This window comes from Streptomyces sp. NPDC018031 (assembly GCF_044327625.1).
Taxonomy (GTDB): Bacteria; Actinomycetota; Actinomycetes; order Streptomycetales; family Streptomycetaceae; genus Streptomyces.
The window spans coordinates 377273-394520 of sequence record NZ_JBIRFT010000005.1 but is presented as its reverse complement, the minus strand read 5'-3'; the positions used below and the strand labels follow the sequence as shown (position 1 = coordinate 394520).

14 protein-coding genes are annotated in these 17248 nt (G+C 75.8%); 9 read left to right on the top strand and 5 right to left on the bottom strand.

Annotated features, from left to right (window positions below):
- Window positions 1–8: 8 nt before the first annotated feature.
- Entirely contained in the window at window positions 9–359 is a 351-nt protein-coding gene (locus ACH4B3_RS16205) for a DoxX family protein (RefSeq protein ID WP_398463478.1), read from the bottom strand.
- Window positions 360–479: 120 nt separating this feature from the next.
- Here ACH4B3_RS16205 and ACH4B3_RS16200 point away from each other — a divergent pair, with 120 nt between their 5' ends.
- From ACH4B3_RS16200 to ACH4B3_RS16165, 8 genes are all read left to right on the top strand, one after another.
- Window positions 480–1376, top strand: coding sequence for a LysR family transcriptional regulator (locus ACH4B3_RS16200; protein WP_398463477.1), 897 nt, complete (start codon window positions 480–482; stop codon window positions 1374–1376).
- Window positions 1377–1695: 319 nt separating this feature from the next.
- Window positions 1696–1890: a thiazolylpeptide-type bacteriocin gene (locus ACH4B3_RS16195; protein ID WP_398463476.1), complete on the top strand. Its 195-nt coding sequence runs from the start codon at window positions 1696–1698 to the stop codon at window positions 1888–1890.
- A 57-nt stretch (window positions 1891–1947) separates the two neighbouring features.
- Window positions 1948–2130, top strand: a complete 183-nt coding sequence (locus ACH4B3_RS16190) for a thiazolylpeptide-type bacteriocin (protein WP_398463475.1) — start codon at window positions 1948–1950, stop codon at window positions 2128–2130.
- Window positions 2131–2266: 136 nt separating this feature from the next.
- Window positions 2267–4948, top strand: coding sequence for a lantibiotic dehydratase (locus ACH4B3_RS16185; protein WP_398463474.1), 2682 nt, complete (start codon window positions 2267–2269; stop codon window positions 4946–4948).
- A gap of 29 nt (window positions 4949–4977) precedes the next feature.
- The gene (locus ACH4B3_RS16180) at window positions 4978–6126 is read left to right on the top strand and encodes a lantibiotic dehydratase C-terminal domain-containing protein (RefSeq protein WP_398463473.1); all 1149 of its coding nucleotides are present in this window, start codon (window positions 4978–4980) and stop codon (window positions 6124–6126) included.
- Window positions 6123–7856, top strand: coding sequence for a hypothetical protein (locus tag ACH4B3_RS16175; protein WP_398463472.1), 1734 nt, complete (start codon window positions 6123–6125; stop codon window positions 7854–7856). The genes ACH4B3_RS16180 and ACH4B3_RS16175 overlap by 4 nt, the downstream gene beginning before the upstream one ends.
- Window positions 7853–9748, top strand: coding sequence for a TOMM precursor leader peptide-binding protein (locus tag ACH4B3_RS16170; protein ID WP_398463471.1), 1896 nt, complete (start codon window positions 7853–7855; stop codon window positions 9746–9748). Before ACH4B3_RS16175 ends, ACH4B3_RS16170 begins: the two co-directional genes overlap by 4 nt.
- A 121-nt stretch (window positions 9749–9869) precedes the next feature.
- The gene (locus ACH4B3_RS16165; RefSeq protein WP_398463470.1) at window positions 9870–11543 is read left to right on the top strand and encodes a thiopeptide-type bacteriocin biosynthesis protein; all 1674 of its coding nucleotides are present in this window, start codon (window positions 9870–9872) and stop codon (window positions 11541–11543) included.
- A gap of 197 nt (window positions 11544–11740) precedes the next feature.
- Here ACH4B3_RS16165 and ACH4B3_RS16160 read toward each other — a convergent pair whose 3' ends face one another.
- The 4 genes from ACH4B3_RS16160 to ACH4B3_RS16145 form a co-directional block, all read right to left on the bottom strand.
- Window positions 11741–12460 (bottom strand): S1 family peptidase, encoded by a 720-nt coding sequence (locus tag ACH4B3_RS16160; protein WP_398463469.1) that lies wholly within the window; start codon window positions 12458–12460, stop codon window positions 11741–11743.
- Window positions 12461–12711: 251 nt separating this feature from the next.
- Window positions 12712–13326, bottom strand: a complete 615-nt coding sequence (locus tag ACH4B3_RS16155; RefSeq protein WP_398463468.1) for a hypothetical protein — start codon at window positions 13324–13326, stop codon at window positions 12712–12714.
- Complete coding sequence (locus tag ACH4B3_RS16150) at window positions 13323–13979, bottom strand: GNAT family N-acetyltransferase (protein WP_398463467.1); 657 nt, start codon at window positions 13977–13979, stop codon at window positions 13323–13325. Before ACH4B3_RS16150 ends, ACH4B3_RS16155 begins: the two co-directional genes overlap by 4 nt.
- 241 nt (window positions 13980–14220) lie before the next feature.
- Window positions 14221–14649: an Rrf2 family transcriptional regulator gene (locus ACH4B3_RS16145; protein ID WP_398463466.1), complete on the bottom strand. Its 429-nt coding sequence runs from the start codon at window positions 14647–14649 to the stop codon at window positions 14221–14223.
- Between the two features lie 297 nt (window positions 14650–14946).
- Between ACH4B3_RS16145 and ACH4B3_RS16140 the strand changes: the two genes are divergently transcribed.
- A complete protein-coding gene (locus tag ACH4B3_RS16140) occupies window positions 14947–17241 on the top strand; it encodes a glycosyl hydrolase family 18 protein (RefSeq protein ID WP_398463465.1) in 2295 nt (764 codons plus the stop codon).
- Window positions 17242–17248 lie beyond the last annotated feature (7 nt).

The following is a 17248-nucleotide window of genomic DNA, read 5'->3' as shown; positions in this document are numbered from 1 at the left end:
GCTCCGGGTCACCGGGTGACGGTGACCGCGAGGCAGGCGACGGACAGCGCCAGGAAGCCGCCGGAGGAGGCGAGACCGGGCAGGGCACGGGCCCGTACGTTCACGGCGACGGCCCCGACGAAGTACAGCACCAGACCGACGGCGGCGGCCGTCGCGATGCCGTGGGCGCCCAGGAGCCCGAGGAGCAGTCCGGTGGCTCCGGCCGCCTTGAGCGCCGCGAGCCAGGGGAACCAGGACTCCGGCACCCCCGCGTCGGCCGAGGCGGTGAGCAGGAACCTGGGCTTCACCAGGTCCACCACGGCGCTCGCGGTGTGCGCCACGATTGCGGTGACGGTGATGACGGCGTGGGCGGTGAACACGTGCCTCCCCCTTCGGGCCGGGCCTGCCGGGAGGTCCGGTGGGCCGGCTCCCGCTTGCGGTCACCAGCCTCGCCAGGCCCGGGCCGGAGGGTCCAATACCCGCCTCCATAACCTGGTGGCATGGATGTCGACACCCGGTTGCTGCGGTACTTCGTCGCGGTCGCGGAGGACGGGAACCTGACCCACGCCGCGCAGCGGCTCTTCGTCTCGCAGCCCGCGCTGACCAAGCAGATCAGGCAGTTGGAGACCCGGCTCGGCACGGCGCTGTTCACCCGCTCCCGGGCCGGGATGGCGCTGACCGCCCCGGGACGGGAACTGGCACGGCGCGCCCCGGCGCTGCTGGCCGAGTGGGACCGGACGGTGCGCGGGACGAAGGCCGCGGCGAGCCGGGCGGCGCGGGTGCTGCGGGTCGGCTCCATGGCGAGCGGGGCCAACGAGGCGACGCAGCCGATCGTGGCGGCGTTCGCCCGCCGCCGGCCGGGCTGGCGGGTCGAGATGCGGCAGGCCGCCTGGTCCAACCCGTCCGCCGGACTCGCCGACGGGGACGCGGACGTCGCCCTGGTGCGGCTGCCCTTCCCCGGTCAGGACGCCCTGCGCGTGCGGCCGCTGTTCACCGAACCCCGCTGGGTGGCGCTGCCCGCGGGGCACCCGCTGGCCGCCCTCGAGGTGGTCCCGTTCCCGGAGCTGTGGGGTGAGCCCTTCGTGGCGGCGCCATCCGAGACCGGACCCTGGCGGGACTACTGGCTGGCCGCCGACGAGCGGGACGGCCACCCGGTGCGCGTCGGCGCCGTCACCGAACTGCCCGACGACTGGCTCAGCGCCATCGCCAACGGCTACGGGGTCGCGCTCGCCCCCGAGGCCGCCGCTCGCTTCTACACCCGCCCGGGCATCACCTACCGCCCCGTCAGTGGGGTGAGCCCGAGCCGGGTCGCCGTCGCCTGGGCACCCGCGGACGACACCAACCCGGTGGTCCGGGACTTCGTCGGCTGCTGCCTGGACGCCCTGCCCGGCGGCTGACCGGCGAGCGTCCCGCCGCACCGGCGGCGTCTCCCGGCCGGCGCCGCCGGACCTCGGCGGCCAAGGTCCGTGCCCGTTGCATATGAGACAACGGAAATGACCCAGCCAATCCAGAGATGAGCCACTAAAACCGTGTTCTCTCACCCGACACGGGCCATATAGTCATACCCGCAATACGCGGTGATCGTTTCCGGTCACCGGGCGTCACCGGCAGGGGGGTTCTCGCCGGGTGACGCGTTCTTCGCAAGCCGTAAGGATCCATCCAGCACGGCTCATCCAGTGCACCTTCGGTCTTCACTTCCCCTCAAGGGAGATACGCATGTCCGACATCGCACGCAACGCCGACTTCGACCTCCAGGACATGGAGTTGGACCTCGGCGAACTCACCGTCACCTCCATGCGCGACACCGCCGCCCTCCCCGAGGGCGGGGCGTCCTGGGGCTCCTGCTCCTGCCAGGGCTCGTCCTCCTGCGCCCAGCCGCAGCTGGAGACCGGCGTCGTCGACGCGGGCTGACCGACCGGGACCATCCGGCCTTCCCGCCGACAAGCCGACCAGCGAAGGGAGACACCCATGTCCGACACCTCCGGCGGCCCGGGCTTCGAGCTCGAGGACCTCGACCTCGGCGAGCTCACCGTGACCTCGATGCGCGACACCGTCGCGCTTCCCGAGGGCGGCGCCTCCAACGGTGGCAGCTCCTGTTCCTGCGGGTCGTCCTCGTGTGCGACCCCGCAGCTGCCGCAGCTCCCGTACTAGTCCCGTAGCACCGGCGCGCGTCCCCCGACCCGCGTCCGGCGGTACACGATCGACCGAAGCCCGCCACGGGCCGTGTCCCCGCACCGCGGGTGCGGCCCGTGGCGGGCCGGAGCCACGAAAGGGACGAGGACCCAGCATGCCGTACTCCGCGAGCGGCGGACCCGTCGGCTACCTCGTGCGGTCGGCGCCGTACGCGCTCGCCCGCGCGACCGTGCTCGCGTACCCCGCGCAGACACCGGCCGCCGCGGAGTTCCGCGCCTCGCTCGCCCGGCTGTCCGCGCTCGACCGCGACCTGCGGGACCTCACCCGCCCGCTCTGCGACGACCTGTACGCCAGCCGCCCCGACCACCCGCCGGCCTTCCACCGCGACGTCGTGCTGCCGCTGCGCCGTGCGCTGCACAACGGGCGCGCCCCGCGGCCGGCCCTGCTGGACCGGCTCGGCGACCTGCCCGACCGGGTGCCCCGGCTGGCCGCCTGGCTCGCCCTGCGGCAGCGGCGGGAGGCGGTGCTGGCCGCCCTGGCCCCGGCGGCCGAACGGGCCCTGGCCGCCGAGCGCACCGCCCTCGCCGCTCTGTGCCGGCGGCCCGCCCTCACCCGGGCCGTCGCGCTCACCAGCGCCGACCTGCTCCGGGCGGTGCACCGCGCCGGCACCGGTGCCGACGACCGCAGGAGCCGCAAGGAAGAACCCAACGTACTGCGCCACGCCCTGCGCGCCAGCACCAAGACCAGCCCGCTGTCCTGGTTCACCGCGGTCGGCTGGGGCCGGCTGCCGGACCCGCCGGGCGCGCACCGCCGGGTGCCCTCCTGGGGCGAACCACACCTGTTCGACGGACCGCTGCGGGCGACGGTGAAGGTCAACCGGACCCTGACCGCGGCGCTCACCGTGGCGCTGCTGGACCGTCCGCACCGCCGCGCCGGACTTCCGCACCGCATCACCAGCACCGCTCGCGTCGCCGGCGACCGGGCCGGCTACGCACGCGACCGGACCGTCTTCGCCGGCGGCCGTTACCTGGCGGTCGACGAGGACGAGGTGGAACTGGCCTTCGGCGGCCCGCTGCGGCTCGTCACCCGCCTCGCCGGCACCCCGGTCCGGCTCGGGGAGCTGGCGGACGCGCTCGCCACCGCGCTGCCCGCCGCCGACGACCGCCACGCGACGGCCGGCGCCTTCCTCGACCGGCTGCGGGAGGCCGGTCTGCTGGTGCCCGCCGACCCGGTGCCGCCGCAGGACGACGACCCGCTCGGCGCTCTGGCCGGCTGGCTGCGCACCCTCGGCGGGTCCCCGGAGCAGGCCGCCGCGGAGGACCGGGCACTGGCCGGCCGGATCGACGAACTCGCCGATCTCACCCGCCGGTTCGCCGACGCCCCGGCCGCCGAGCGGCCCGCCGCCCTGGCCGGCCTCTCCCGGCGCTGGGCCGGCCTGCTCACCGACGCGGGCCGCCCGGTGCCCACCGGGGCCGCGCCGCTCAACGTGCTGTCCGAGGACGTCGTCGCACCGCGGCCGCTGCGGCTCGACGGCTTCCTCGACGGAGCCGACCACGAGGCCCTCGGCGAGGTCACCGCGCTGGCCGAACTCTTCGACCTCGGCCATCTGATGCGCAGGATCGCCCGCGACCGCTTCGTCGAGCGGTACGGCAGCGGCGGCAGCTGCCACCATCCCTGGGAGTTCGGCGCCGACGTGGCCGAGGCATGGGAGCGGGCCGGGCGGATCGCCGCGCTGCGCCCCGAGGACCGCGACGCGTTCCCCACCGGGGCCGCGGAACTCGCCGCCCTGCGCGGCGCGGTCGCCGACGCGGTCCGGGACGCCTTCGCCCCGTCCGGCCCGGCGGACGACGACGGCTACCTGCTGCTCCCCGCGGACCTGGTCAAGGGGCTGGGCGAGCGGCTGCCGCGGTGGGCCGTGCGACGCCCGCTCAGCTACGCGTACTTCGTGCAGCGCGACCCGGTCGGCGGCCTGCTGTGCGTGAACCACGTGTACGGCGGCTGGGGCCGGTTCACCAGCCGGTTCCTGGACGCCCTCGATCCGTCCGCGACCGAGGAGGTGGCCCGGCGGATACGCGACGGCCTGGGCCCGGCGGCGCGTGCGGCGCAGATCCGCCCGGTCGGCGGGTTCAACGCCAACCTGCACCCGCCGCTGGTGGCCGACGAGATCGGCCCCGACACCCGCTGGGCGTCGATCGCGGAGGGCGAGACGGAGCTGGTCCACGACCGGGCCGGCGACCAGCTGCGGTTCCGGCTGCGCGCCACCGGCGAGCTGCTCGACGTGCTGTACCCGGGCTTCCTCGCCCCGATCATGCTGCCGCGCCGGATCGGCGCCTACCTCAGCGACCACCCCAACGGCGTCGTCGACTTCCGGTCTCTGGTCCCCCGGCACACCGTGCCGGCGCCCGGCGGTGAGGTGGTCCGCACACCCGGCCTCCGCCACCGGCACGTGGTGCTGCTGCGCCGCCGCTGGCTGCTGCCTCCCGGCGTGGTCCGCGCGCTCGGTGCCGAACTGGCCGCCGGCGACGGGGTCCCGGCAGCGGCCGCGGCCCGCTGGCGGGCGCTGCTCGCCCTCCCCGAACAGCTCTTCCTGCACCCCGCCGCGACCGCCCCCACCGGGCGTGCCACCGAGGACTTCCTCGCCGGACTGGGCCGCCCGAAGCCGCAGTTCGTGGACCTGGGCAACGCGCTGCACCTGCGCTGCCTGGCCAAGTGGATCTCCCGCCACCCGGACGGCCTGGTCTTCGAGGAGGCGCTGCCCGCACCCGGTGGACAGTCCGCGCCCGCCCGGGCCACGGAGCTCGTGGTGGAGACCTACCGCGCCGGACGGCCGTGTTGACCCGCACCCCCCGGACCCAGGAGGCGACCGTGCCGCAGGCCCAAACCGAGGACGCCACCGCCCGCGACGTGGTCGCCTACTACCACCACCCGGTCAAGGCGCCGCTGCTGCGCGGGGTCCTGCTGCCGCTCGCCGGCTCCTGCCGCGACCGGGGCCTGACCGCCCATGTCGAACGGCACTGGCTCCACGGCCCGCACCTGCGGTTACGCCTCCGGGGCCGGGCCGCGGCCGTGGAGCCGGCCGCCGCGGACGCCGCCCGCGCGGTGCGCGGGTGGGTGAGGGCCCACCCCTCGCGCAGCGACCTCACCGAGGCGGAGCTGCTCGACCGGGCGGCCGCCGCGGGACGCGCCGAACTCATCGCCCCGCCCTACGGGCCGATCGTGCCGGACAACACCGTGCGGATCGAGCCGGTCGACCGCTCCGCGCTGCTCGGCCTCCTCGGCGTCGGCGGGGCGGCCCTCCGGGACGACCTGCTGGGCCTCGGGCTGCCCGCGCTGCGGGCCGGTGCCGAGTTCCTCGGCGAGCACGGCGACAGTCCCCAGGCACGGATGCAGCTCGCCGTCGCCGCGCTCGCCGCGCACGCCGCCGCCCACCCCGAGGGGCTCGCGGGCGGCCACTACTCGTACGTCTCCCATCTGGAGGACTTCCTGGTCCACGACGACCCGGACGGGCGGCTGCGGGACGGCTTCGAGCGGCACTGGGAACGCGCCGGTACCGCGGTGACCCGGCTCGTCGGCCGCATCGCCGACGGCGGCGCGGCGGGCTTCGAACGGGCGTGGGCCGACTGGTCGGCCGGCGCCTGGCGGCTCGCGCAGGCCCGCCACGACAGCGGAACCGACCTGCACGGATTCCCGCTCGAGTACCGGGAACGGGCGGCCGCCACCGGGGACCGGGAGGCCATGGAACGCTGGAACCAGGACATCCGCACCCGGTACAGCGAGTTCCACCGACTGCTGCGCCGCTCGGACCCGCAGGGCACCATGTGGAGCCGTCCCGACTACCTGGTGTACCGGGCCTGCACCAACGCCCTCTACCGGCTGTTCGCCATCTGCGACATCCGGCCGCTGGAGCGCTACCTCGCCGCCCACCTGGTCATCCGCGCCGTGCCGGGCCTGACCGGCTGCGACTGGCGCGCGGAAGTGGGCGCCGTCATCGACGCGGTCGAGGGCGGGTCATGACGGGACGGACCGCCGCCACGGCGGCCCCGGACGCACTCGGGACGGCGACCGGGTGGCGGCTGCGCCCGGGGGTCGCCGTCACCGTGCTGCGCAACGGGCTCCACCTGCGCGGCCGGCGCGGCAGCGTCACCCTGGAGGGCAGCACCGCGCTGCCGGCCCTGTGGCGGCTGCTCGAACCGCCGCTGCGCACCGGCGACGCGAGCGAACTGCTGCGGCGGGCGGAGCCGGACCCGGCGCTGCGCAAGGCGCTGGACACCCTGGTCGCCCAGTTGCACGCCCACGATCTGCTGGTGGCGGCGCCCACCGGGCCGGCGGCGGACTGGCTCACCGCGTCGGCCGGGGACCCCGCCCTGGCGGCCGCCGCGATCGCGGCGGCCCCGGTGGAGGTCGTCGGCGGCCCGCCCGGCGGCGCGCTCGCCGAGGCCGCCGCACGGGCCCTGACGCGGGGCGGGGCCCGGGTCGCGCGCCCGGCCGGGACGGCGGTGCCCGACGGAGTGGTGCTGCTGCGCACCGGACCGGCCGAGGAGCCGTGTGCGGTGGCGGTCGCGGTCCGGGGCGGCACCGGCTACGTCACCGCCCCGGGCAGCCCGGCGCAGGCCCGCGCGGACGCGGCCGCCCTGCTCGCGCGGACGCCGGCCGGCGACCCGGACACGGCCGGGCCGGCGGCCTTCACCGCACTGCTCGCCGGCGCCGCCGCGCACCGGTTGCTGTGCGCGGCGGGCGGACTGCCGGACCCCGCGGACGAAGGGGACGACCCGCGGCTGCTGCCGGGGCTGCCCGCCGTGCTGGTGGCCGGTGCCCGGCCGCCGCGCGCCGACTACCGGACCTGGCTGGGGCCGGACCGGATCGACGCGGACCGCCGGACGGCCGTCGAGCCCGCCCGTACCCTGGCCGGCGCGCTGGCCCGGGTGGCGGCACTGGGCGACGAGCGGCTCGGGGTACTGCCCGCGCCGCACCCGGGGACGCTGCCGCAGCTGCCGGTGCCGCTGGCCGGCTGCGAGCTGCCCGGCGGGGCCGTCCTGGCCGGCGCGCCCCGCCTGGACCTGGCCCGCCTCGACGTGTTCTGCCGGGCGGCCGAACTCCGGCTGGGCGACGGCCTGTTCACCGTGGGGGCGAACCCGGGCCACGCCTGGGGGCGGGCGCTGCGCCGGGCCGCCCGGCACGCCCCGGCCCCCTCCCCCGCGGGCGCCGCGCTGCCGGCACCGGTCTGGTCCGGGCATCCGCAGGCCCACCACTGGTGGACCACGCTCACCGTACGTCTGGGGGTGCGGGCCCGGCTGGAGGTGTTCCCGGCGGGGCCGGAGGCGCGGGCGCACCACGCCGTCGTCCGCCGGGACCCGGCCGGCGGCGGCCGCGCCGCGGTCCTCGGCCGGGCGGTGGAGGCCGCTCCGGGGGACGCGGCGGCGTTCGCCGCCCTCTCCGCCGTGGCCGCCGTGACCGCGGAGGGCGCGGGCCCGAGCACGGCCGGGCCGCTGTACCCGTCCTCCGGTTCGGTGGCGCCGCTGGCGGTCGCCGGGGCGCGCACCGCGGCGTGGGAGGACAGCGGGTGGACGACCGGGTGGCTCACCGAAGTGGCCGGGCGGGAACCGGCGCTGCACACCGCGCTGCATCGGCTGACCGGGCTGCGCGCCGACCCGGCGGCTCCGGTGGCGGCCGGTGCCCGGGAACTCGCCGGCCGGCTGGCGGCGTTCGGGTTCACCGTACTGGCCACCGGGGAGGGCGAGCGATGACATCGATGGTGCCACCCCCGCTGGGTCCGCTGCCGGTGCCGGTGCTGGACGCAGGTGCGGTGCCGGCGGCCCCCGCGGGACCGGCCGTGGTCTGGCTCGCGGAGTGGACGCTGGGCGTCGCCGAGGAGCTGAGCCGGCATGCGCTCGGCCGCCCGGGGCCCCTGGTCCCGGTGCGTTTCGACGGGGCGCTGGCCGTGGTCGGGCCGGTGCTGCGGCCGGGCGCGGCCGCCTGCCTGTGCTGCGCGGAGTACCAGCGGCTGGCCACGGCGGGCGGCCGGGTGCCGTGGCAGAGCCCCCGGCTGGCGCTGGCCGGGGTGCCCTCCCCGGCGCTGGGCGAGGCGATCGGCGCCCTCGCCCTGGAACTGCTGGAGGAAGCGCCGGCGGACACCGCCACGGTGTATCTGGTGCACAACGGGCGCGCCACCTGGTCCACCCACCGGATCCGCCCGGTCGGCGGCTGCGCGGTGTGCCGCCCGCTGCCGGCGGACACCGCGGACGGGGTGACGCCGCTGCCGTCGGGTCCCCGGCCGCTGCCAGACCGCACCCGGTTGCGGGAGGAGAATCCCCGGACCGGCACCGCGGATCTCCGCGCGGCGCTGCACGACGAACGGTTCGGGCCGGTGCGCCGGCTGTTCCGGTCCGAGGACTCCGCCTCCTGTCTGACCACGGCGTTCGTGACGGACGGGCGGCCGGTCGACGACGGGGGGTACGGCCGGGCCGCCGACTTCGACCACAGTGAACGGGTGGCGCTCTTCGAGAGCGTCGAGCGGTACGCGGGCATGCGTCCCACCGGCCGCCGGACCCTGCTGCGCGCCTCGTTCGCCGCGTTGGGGCCGGAGCTGGCGGTGGACCCGGAGCGGCTCGGCCTGCCCGACCCCGCCTACCACGGGCATCCGGCCTCCCTGACCGTGCCGTACACCCCGGAGCTGGAGCTGGACTGGGTGCACGGCTGGTCGCTCACCCGGGGCCGGGCCGTCGCCGTGCCCGAGCACGTGGCGTACTGGGACGTGCCGGGGGCCGGCCGGCCGCGCGTGGTGTACGAGTCGTCCAATGGCTGCGGGCTCGGCAACAGCCCGGAGGAGGCGGCGCTGTACGGCCTGTTCGAGGTGGCGGAGCGGGACGCGTTCCTGATGGCGTGGTACGCCGCCACGCCGCTGAACCGGGTCCAGGCGCCGCCGGAGGACGCGGAGGTGGCGCTGCTGGCCGACCGGGCGGCCGTGGCCGGCTACCGCCTGGTCCTCCTCGACGCGACCAACGACTTCGGGATCCCGGCGGTCGTGGCCGTCTGCCGCTACACGGGCCCGCACCCGGACGCGCCCCGGATGTTCCTGGCCGCCGGGGCCCACCACGACCCCCGCACCGCGATCCGGTCGGCGGTCGCCGAGGTGGTCACCAACGTCCTGGAGTCCGCCCACCGCTCACTGGCCGACGGCGGCCCGCGCGACCCCGAACGGCTCCGGCCGATGCTGGAGCGGCCGGAGCTGGTGGTGTCCCTCGACGACCACGTGGGCCTGAACACCCTGCCCGAGGCGGGCCCGCGGCTGGAGTTCCTGTTCGTCGACACGCCGTGCCGGACGGTCGGCGAGACCTGGCCCGGCGCGCCGGAGCCGGTGGACGACCTCTCCGAGCTGCTCGACGCGACCGTGCGCCGGCTCGCCGGCGCGGACCTGGAGGTGATCGCCGTGGACCAGACCGAACCGGGGCTGCGCGACCGGCTCGGCCTCCACTGCGCCAAGGTCGTGGTGCCCGGTTCGCTGCCGATGACCTTCGGGCACGTGAACCACCGCACCAGGGGCCTGCCCCGGCTGCTCGACGTCCCGTACCGGCTGGGCCGGACGGCCCGGCCGCTGCGCCCGCGGGACCTGGCGATCCATCCGCACCCCTTCCCCTGAGGCCCCGCGCCGGCCTCCGCCCGCCCACCTCCGCCCCGGCCTCCCCCACCTCTCCCCACCTCCCCACCTCCCCCGAACTCCCCCGGCCTCCCCCGACTTCCTCCGACAGACGAGGACCGCAGTGACGACCGACACCTGGCACAGCTACCACCTCTTCCTGCACTCCGGCACCGAGGACACCGACGGCTTCCTGGTCGAGGACGCGGCTCCGCTCCTCGACGGGCTGGTGGCGTCCGGCGACGCCACCGAGTGGTTCTTCATCCGGTACGGGGAGGACGGCCCGCAGGTGCGCGTCCGGGTGCGCGGGCTGCGCGCGGCGGCCGCCGCCGAACTGCCGGCGGCGCTGTCCCGGGCGGCGAAGGAGCGCCCGGCGGTCGCGGGGTCGTGGCCCTCGCACCACGGCGAGGTCCGGACGGTGGCGTACGTCCCGGAGACGCGCCGCTACGGTGGCCCGCGCGCACTGCCGGCCGCCGAGCGGGTCTTCGTCGTCTCCTCCCGGGTGGCCCTGGAGGCGCTGCGGGTGCTCCGCCGGCTGCCCGGCGGTTCGCAACGCCTCGCCGTCGCGGCGGACCTGGCCCACGCCACGGTGCACGCGCTCGGCATGGACCGGCTGCGCGGGGCGCAGTGGCTGCGGCGGCACGCCGCGGGCTGGCGGTGGGTCACCGAGGTCCCGCTGCTGCCGGGTGCCGCCGTACACACCCGGGTCAACTCCGTCTACGCGAGCCAGCGTCCGACGCTGGAGCGGCGGGCCCGGGCCGTCCGGGAGGGGCTGGACGGGGACACCGCGGCGCCCTGGCTCACCGACTGGGTGCACCTGGTCCGGGACACGGACGGGCTGCTGCGGACCGAACTCGGCGAGGACGGGGCCGCGGTGCTGCCCTGGGTCTGGGCGTCGCAGCTGCACATGCTCCTCAACCGGCTCGGGATCAGCCCGGACGAGGAGCGCGCGATGTGCCGGCTCGCCGCCCGGACCCTGCTGGACCCCGGGGAGCCGACGGCGTTCTTCCCGGCCGGGCACCGCTCGCCCGACCTGCAGTACCTGGAGCAGAGCAAGTTCCAGATCGGCCGGAACGAGGACACCGCGCTGCGGCCGCTGCCCGCCCCGCCGGCGGCCGCGGTGGACGGTCCGCCGGAGCTGGACCTCCCGTCCGGCCCGCTGCCCGAGGTGCCGCTGGGTACGGTGCTGGCGAGCCGGGCGTCGGTGCGCGGCGCGCTCGGCGGGCCCCTGGACGCGGCCGGGCTGGGCACGCTGCTGTGGCACGCGCTCGCCGAGAGCGGCCGCTCCGAGCAGCGGCTCGCGGACGGCTCGACGCGGTCCCTGACGCACCGCCCCTACCCGAGTGCCGGGGCGCTCTACACCGCCCGGGTGCGTCTGCTCGTCCTCGACGTGGCCGGTGTCCCGGCGGGCACCTACGACTGCGTGCCGGAGCGCCGGACGCTGCGCCGGATCGGGCCGGTGCCCGCGGTGGCGGAGATAAAGCCGCTCTCCACCTACCTCTCCCGGCCGCCGGCCGACCCCGACTGGATCGGCGTCGACGCGGCGCCGGTCGTGCTCGGCCTGTACACGGACCTCGGCCTGCTGCGCCGGCGCTACGGGTTGCGCGCGCTGCGGCTGGCCCTGCTGGAGACCGGCCACCTGGCGCAGACGCTGCTGCTGACGGCCGCCGCGCTGGGCCTGGCCGGAACCCCGCTCGGCGGCTTCCACGACGACCTGGCGCACGAACTCCTCGGGCTGGACGACCTGGACCAGCCGCTGCAGTACCTGCTGCCGCTCGGGCGCCGGCCGGCCGGCTGACCGGGGCCGGGCGCCCGCGCCGCCACCGGGCGCGGCGCCATGGCGAGGGCGCCTGACGGACGTCGCGGCCCGTCAGGCGCCCTCAGCGCGCCACCGTCGCACAGCGGTCCGGATCCGCTCGTCGGATGCGGATCCGCCCTCCGGGCACCCGGGTCCGAAGTCGCCGCCGGCGTGCGGGGCGGCCGGTCCGTGCGGGGTCAGACGCCCGCGACGGACTGGATCCAGGAGCGGTACGCGGTCACGTTGGTGTAGGCGGTGGTGGTCTGGCGGTCGCTGGTGGACGCGACACCGACCTGCACGCCGTTGGCCATCATGGGGCCGCCCGAGTCGCCGCCGGCGGTGATGCCGTCACCGCGCCGGGCGCAGATCGCCTGGCCGGAGTAGGCGTCCCGGCACCCGCCGGTCACCGTCACGTTGGCGACCTTCAGCAGCCGCGACTGGCAGTTGATCTCCGAGCCGCACTGGGAGGTCGCTCCCCAGCCGTAGACCTGGACGTTCTGGCCCACGGTCACCGACCCGGGCTGGCCGAGCCGGGCGTAGGTCGCCGAGACGGAGCGGTCGAGGCGGACCAGCGACAGGTCCGAACCGGAGTGGTTGTAGACCTGGGTCCCGTTCGCCGTGGTGCCGCCGCTGGTCTGGTCCAGGCTGCCGATGCGGAACGACAGCCCGCCGCCGCTGACACAGTGCTTGGCGGTGAGGATCCAGGTGGGGGCGATGATGGTGGCGGTACAGGTCTGCCGACCGTTGGAGAAGAGCCGGGCGGCCCACGGAGCGTTCTGGGCGTACCCGCCACCGATGATGGAGGGGCCGACGTCACCGCTGGTCGACCGGTTCTCGGCGGTGGCGGCACTGGGGGAGAGTGCGAGCAGAGAGATCAGCGCGGCTGCCAGCGCGGTGATCAGCTTGGGTATCCGCAAGGTTCCTCTTTTCCGATGACACGCGAGAGTTCGCGCGCGGTGGTGGGGGGTCACGAGGAATTCCTACGCCCTGGCCGGCCGGCACGGTACTCCCGGGAGCGTCCTAACCCGGTGTTATGGATGGGGTGTCGGGCGGCGGGCCGCCCGGTCCGGCCCCGCGAATTCCGCTTCCGGGTGCCGGGTACCGGACGGCTCGCTGCCCCCGGGCCGGGAGCCCGTCGGGGCGGCCGCACACGCCGCCGCCCCGGGAGTCAGCCGCTGGTCCCCTCCGTGAGCCCCGCCGGGTCCCGCGGCGCCCCGTCGCCCGTGGTCGGCAGGTCGCCGCGCTCGGTACCGCCCTGCCGGTCGCCGCCCGCCGGCTTCGGCGGCACCTCGGCAAGCTCGCCGTCGTCCGCCTGACGGGCGTTCACCACGGCCTGGCGGAGGATGCCGCGGGGGACCTCGTCCCGGTCCGCGGAGACCCGGATGACCCGGCCGGCGTCCTCACGGACGTACTCGTGGGCGGTGCCGGTCGTCCGGTACCAGTTCCCGCCGTCCCGCTCGCATGTCGTCCGCTCGCCCTCGGCCCGGGCGGTGGCCGGCTCCGCGCAGCCGGCCGGTCCGCTCCCGCGCTCGTCGACCCGCAGCTCGATCACCCCGCCGCCGGGCCCGGTGTAGGAGCCGCCGAAGCCCCGGTCGCCCAGCACGCCGACGGACTGCGGCGCGAGGGTGTAGCCGGGCACCTCGGTCACGTACGCCATCTCCGGTTCGGCGCCCAGCGGCCGGGCCCGCGTCTGCGGTGCGGAGCGGTCGGCCGACTCCGATCCGCAGGCGGCGAGCACCAGCGGCAGCAGCACCAGCGGCAGGGCTCTTCGTATGTGCGTCATCTGCCCATCACACCATCCCGGGTGGGCCGTTCCTCCCCCCGAGCCGGGCGGGCGCGGCGGGCGTTCGGGCCTCCGGGCCGCTCACCGCCGGGGCTCCGGGCCGGGCCGGGGGGGGCGGGCGGGTCGCCGCCGGCGCGGAGCGCGGCGGGGCGGGACCGCCGGAAGGCGTCCCGGTCCAGGGCGTGCACGGTGCACGGGCGGCCGAGCACGGTGTCCTCGCGCAGGGGGGTGAAGCCCAGGCGCCGGGCGACCGAGCGGGAGGCGGTGTTCCCGTGGTGGATCATGGCGGTGATCCGCTCCAGTCCCAGGGTGTCGAAGCCCCAGGCGAGGACGGCGCCGGCCGCTTCCGTGGCGTAGCCCCGGCCCCAGTGCGCGCGGGCGAAGGTCCAGCCGATCTCGGTCTCCTGGAACCCCTCCCACCAGTGGAGGCCGCAGCGTCCGATGGGTGTGCCGGTGTCCCGCACTTCGACGGCGCACAGTCCGTGGCCGCGCTCGGTCCACTGCCGCCGGATCTCGCGGAGGCGCTCCGCGGCCTGTGCGGGGGTGTAGCCGCCGACGTACCGCGCCACCTCCTCGTCGGAGTGGAGGCGCACCCACCACGGGGCGTCGGCTTCGGTGAGCGGGCGCAGCCGCAGGCGTTCGGTGGTGATCATGCTGGTTCGGTCCTGTCCGGTCAGGGGGTGTCGGTGGTGGCGGGCTGCCCGGCCGGCCGCGGCCGGCGAGCACGGAGCGGTCGGTGCCGATGGGCCGGCATGCCGGCGGCGAGGACGCGGGGTGGGCGGTACACGGGTACGGGGCCTCCATTGATGTAACAGAAGTGGTTACGACACGGCTCCGAAGAGAGGCCGGTCCGTGTGGACCGGCCGGGGTGGACCGCGCGCCGGCGGCCGGGGTTCAGGCGAGCGTCTCCCCGAGGACGTCGGCCACCGTGACGGCGGCGAGTTCGGCCTTCATCGACTCCTCGGCCCGGTCGTAGGCCGCCCGCAGCACCGGCGGGATGCCCCGCCCGACGACACAGCGGGGATTGGGGGGCGAGGCGTGCAGCGCGATGAGCGGTTCGGGTTCGACGGCCAGGTAGACGTCGCGCAGGGTGATCGACTCCGGCGGGCGGGCCGGCCGCCATCCCGCGCCCCGTCCGCGCTGCGACACCACCAGCCCCGCCTCGCGCAGACCGCCCAGCACCCGGCGGACGACCACGGGGTTGGTGCCGATGCTGACCGCGATCTCCTCGGACGTCACGATGCCGTCGTCCCGCTTGGGGCAGACCAGCGCCATCCAGGTCAGCGCGTGCGTGGCCACCGTCATCCGGCTGCTGCCGCTCACGAACCCTCCCCCTCCCGCGGATCGGCCCCCCCGGGATCTGTCGCAACCAATTCTGTTACGACACAGGGTCGCGCGTCCAGTCACAGCACGGCACGACCGGCCGGCGCCGCACCACGGCCGCACCGGACGGGGCGGCCGGCGGAGGTGGCCACGCCGCTCCCCGGCACCCGTTGACGACTTGGTCCAGACCATTTACGGTACGACTGCTCCTGGCCGCCGACCCCCCGCAGCACGCGGCCCAGGTGGTGCGCCCGAACGGTTCGAACACCCCTGTACGACCCCCACAGGGAGAGAGCCATGTCCCGTCACCAGCGCAGATTCCGGAGCAGAGCCGCGACCCTGCTCGCCGTCCTCCTCCTTCCCCTGGCCCTGCTGACCGGTGCGCACGGCACCGCGCAGGCGGCCGGAACCCTCACCGCCGGCTTCTCCGTCCAGGACAACGGCTCCTGGTGGAAGGGCACCTACACCATCCGCAACAGCGGTTCCGCCGCCGTCAGCGGCTGGCAGCTCGAATTCGACCTGCCGCCCGGCACCACCGCCACCGGCCACTACTACGGCGACGCCACCGTCAACGGACGCCATGTGACGGTCAGGAACGCCCACTACAACGGCACCGTTCCGGCGGGCGGCAGCACCGACCCGTTCAGCTACTGGTTCATCGGCAACGGTCCGGCCGGCACCCCGACCGGCTGCACCGTCAACGGCGACAAGTGCGACGGCTCCCCGGACGTGCCGCCCGGCGCGCCCGGCACCCCGAAGGTCACCACCGCCACCGCGCGCAGCATCGCGCTGGGATGGACCGCCGCCCCCGCCGGCGACTACCCGGTGGCGTCCTACGAGGTGCTCGGCGGCGACGGCGCCACCGTGGCCACCGCCACCACCACCTCGGCGACCGTCACCGGGCTGACCCCGGCCACCCGCTACGAGTTCCGGGTGCGGGCCAAGGACACCCGGGGCAACGTCGGTCCGCCCAGCGCGCCGGTGGCCGCCGGTACCGTGGACCCGGCCACCGACCCGGCCCCGCCGACCGCTCCGGGCGATCTGCGCTCCACCGCCAAGACCGCCTCCACCGTCACCCTGGCCTGGAACAGGTCGACCGACAACGTGGGGGTGGCGGCGTACGACGTCTACCGGGGCGGCACGCTGGCGAAGACCGTCGCCGGGGACACCACCACGACCGTGATCGACGGGCTCTCCCCGGTCACCGAGTACCCCTTCACCGTCAAGGCGCGGGACGCGGCCGACAACTCCTCGCCCGCCTCCGGCACGCTCAAGGTCACCACCGACGACCTGGCCGGCCCCGGCAACCACCTCAACGTGGGCTACTTCGTGCAGTGGGGCATCTACGGCCGCCAGTACTTCGTGAAGAACCTCGACACCTCGGGCGCCGCCGCCCGGCTGGACGTCGTCAACTACGCCTTCGAGAACATCGACCCGACCAACCTGACCTGCATGGCCGGCGTCACCAAGGGCACCTCCACCGATCCGCAGGACCCGGACCAGGGCACCGGCGCGGGGGACGCGGACGCCGACTACGCCCGGCCGATGTCGGCCGCCCAGTCGGTGGACGGCGTCGCCGACGACGGCTGGGGGAAGCTGCGCGGCAACTTCAACCAGATCAGGAAGCTCAAGGCGAAGCACCCGCACCTGAAGTTCGTGGTCTCCCTCGGCGGCTGGACGTTCTCGAAGTTCTTCTCCGACGCGGCGGCGACCCCGGCGTCCCGGGAGAAGTTCGTGAAGTCCTGCGTGGACGTGTGGATCAAGGGCGACCTGCCGGTCTACAACGGCGCGGGCGGGCCCGGCACGGGAGCGGGTGTCTTCGACGGCATCGACATCGACTGGGAGTGGCCCGGCTCCCCCGACGGCCACGCCGGGAACCACTACGACCCGAAGGACAAGGAGAACCTCACCGCCCTGCTCGCGGAGTTCCGCAAGCAGCTCGACGCCACCGGCGGCGAACGCAAACTGCTGACCGCCTTCACCCCCGCCGACCCGGTCAAGATCGAGCAGGGCTGGGACCTGTCGAAGATCTTCGACTACCTGGACTTCGCCAACATCCAGGGCTACGACTTCCACGGCTCGGGCAGCGACAACTCCTGGGAACCCGGCCGCACCGGGCACCAGGGCAACCTGTACACCGACACCGACGACCCGTACCCGACGCACTTCAGCGTCGACAGCGCGCTGAAGGTCTACACCGACGCCGGGGTCAACCCCCGCAAGCTCACCATCGGCTTCCCGTTCTACGGCCGCGGCTGGCAGAGCGTCGACGACGGCGGCAAACGGGGCGAGTGGCAGTCCGCCAGGGGCGCCGCCCCGGGCCAGTTCGCCGAGGAGGCCGGCATCCGCGGCTACCAGAACATGCTGACCAGCGTGCCCGGCCTGACCGTCCACCACGACGAACAGTCGGTCTCCACCTACGGCTACACCGGAGCGGGCGGTCAGTGGTGGACGTTCGACGACGCCTGGTCGATCGGGAAGAAGACCGCCTACATCAAGTCGAAGAACCTCCTGGGCGCCATGGTCTGGGAGATGTCCGGCGACACCCCCGACGGCCGTCTGATGACCGCCCTCGACAACGGCCTGCAATGAACCGCGC

What these genes read in the sequence shown, in the direction of transcription:
- ACH4B3_RS16200 (WP_398463477.1), top strand. Translation starts at nt 480, where the DNA reads ATGGATGTCGACACCCGGTTGCTGCGGTACTTCGTCGCGGTCGCGGAG.
- ACH4B3_RS16195 (WP_398463476.1), top strand. Translation starts at nt 1,696, where the DNA reads ATGTCCGACATCGCACGCAACGCCGACTTCGACCTCCAGGACATGGAG.
- ACH4B3_RS16190 (WP_398463475.1), top strand. Translation starts at nt 1,948, where the DNA reads ATGTCCGACACCTCCGGCGGCCCGGGCTTCGAGCTCGAGGACCTCGAC.
- ACH4B3_RS16185 (WP_398463474.1), top strand. Translation starts at nt 2,267, where the DNA reads ATGCCGTACTCCGCGAGCGGCGGACCCGTCGGCTACCTCGTGCGGTCG.
- ACH4B3_RS16175 (WP_398463472.1), top strand. Translation starts at nt 6,123, where the DNA reads ATGACGGGACGGACCGCCGCCACGGCGGCCCCGGACGCACTCGGGACG.
- ACH4B3_RS16170 (WP_398463471.1), top strand. Translation starts at nt 7,853, where the DNA reads ATGACATCGATGGTGCCACCCCCGCTGGGTCCGCTGCCGGTGCCGGTG.
- ACH4B3_RS16155 (WP_398463468.1), bottom strand. Translation starts at nt 13,326, where the DNA reads ATGACGCACATACGAAGAGCCCTGCCGCTGGTGCTGCTGCCGCTGGTG.
- ACH4B3_RS16150 (WP_398463467.1), bottom strand. Translation starts at nt 13,979, where the DNA reads ATGATCACCACCGAACGCCTGCGGCTGCGCCCGCTCACCGAAGCCGAC.
- ACH4B3_RS16140 (WP_398463465.1), top strand. Translation starts at nt 14,947, where the DNA reads ATGTCCCGTCACCAGCGCAGATTCCGGAGCAGAGCCGCGACCCTGCTC.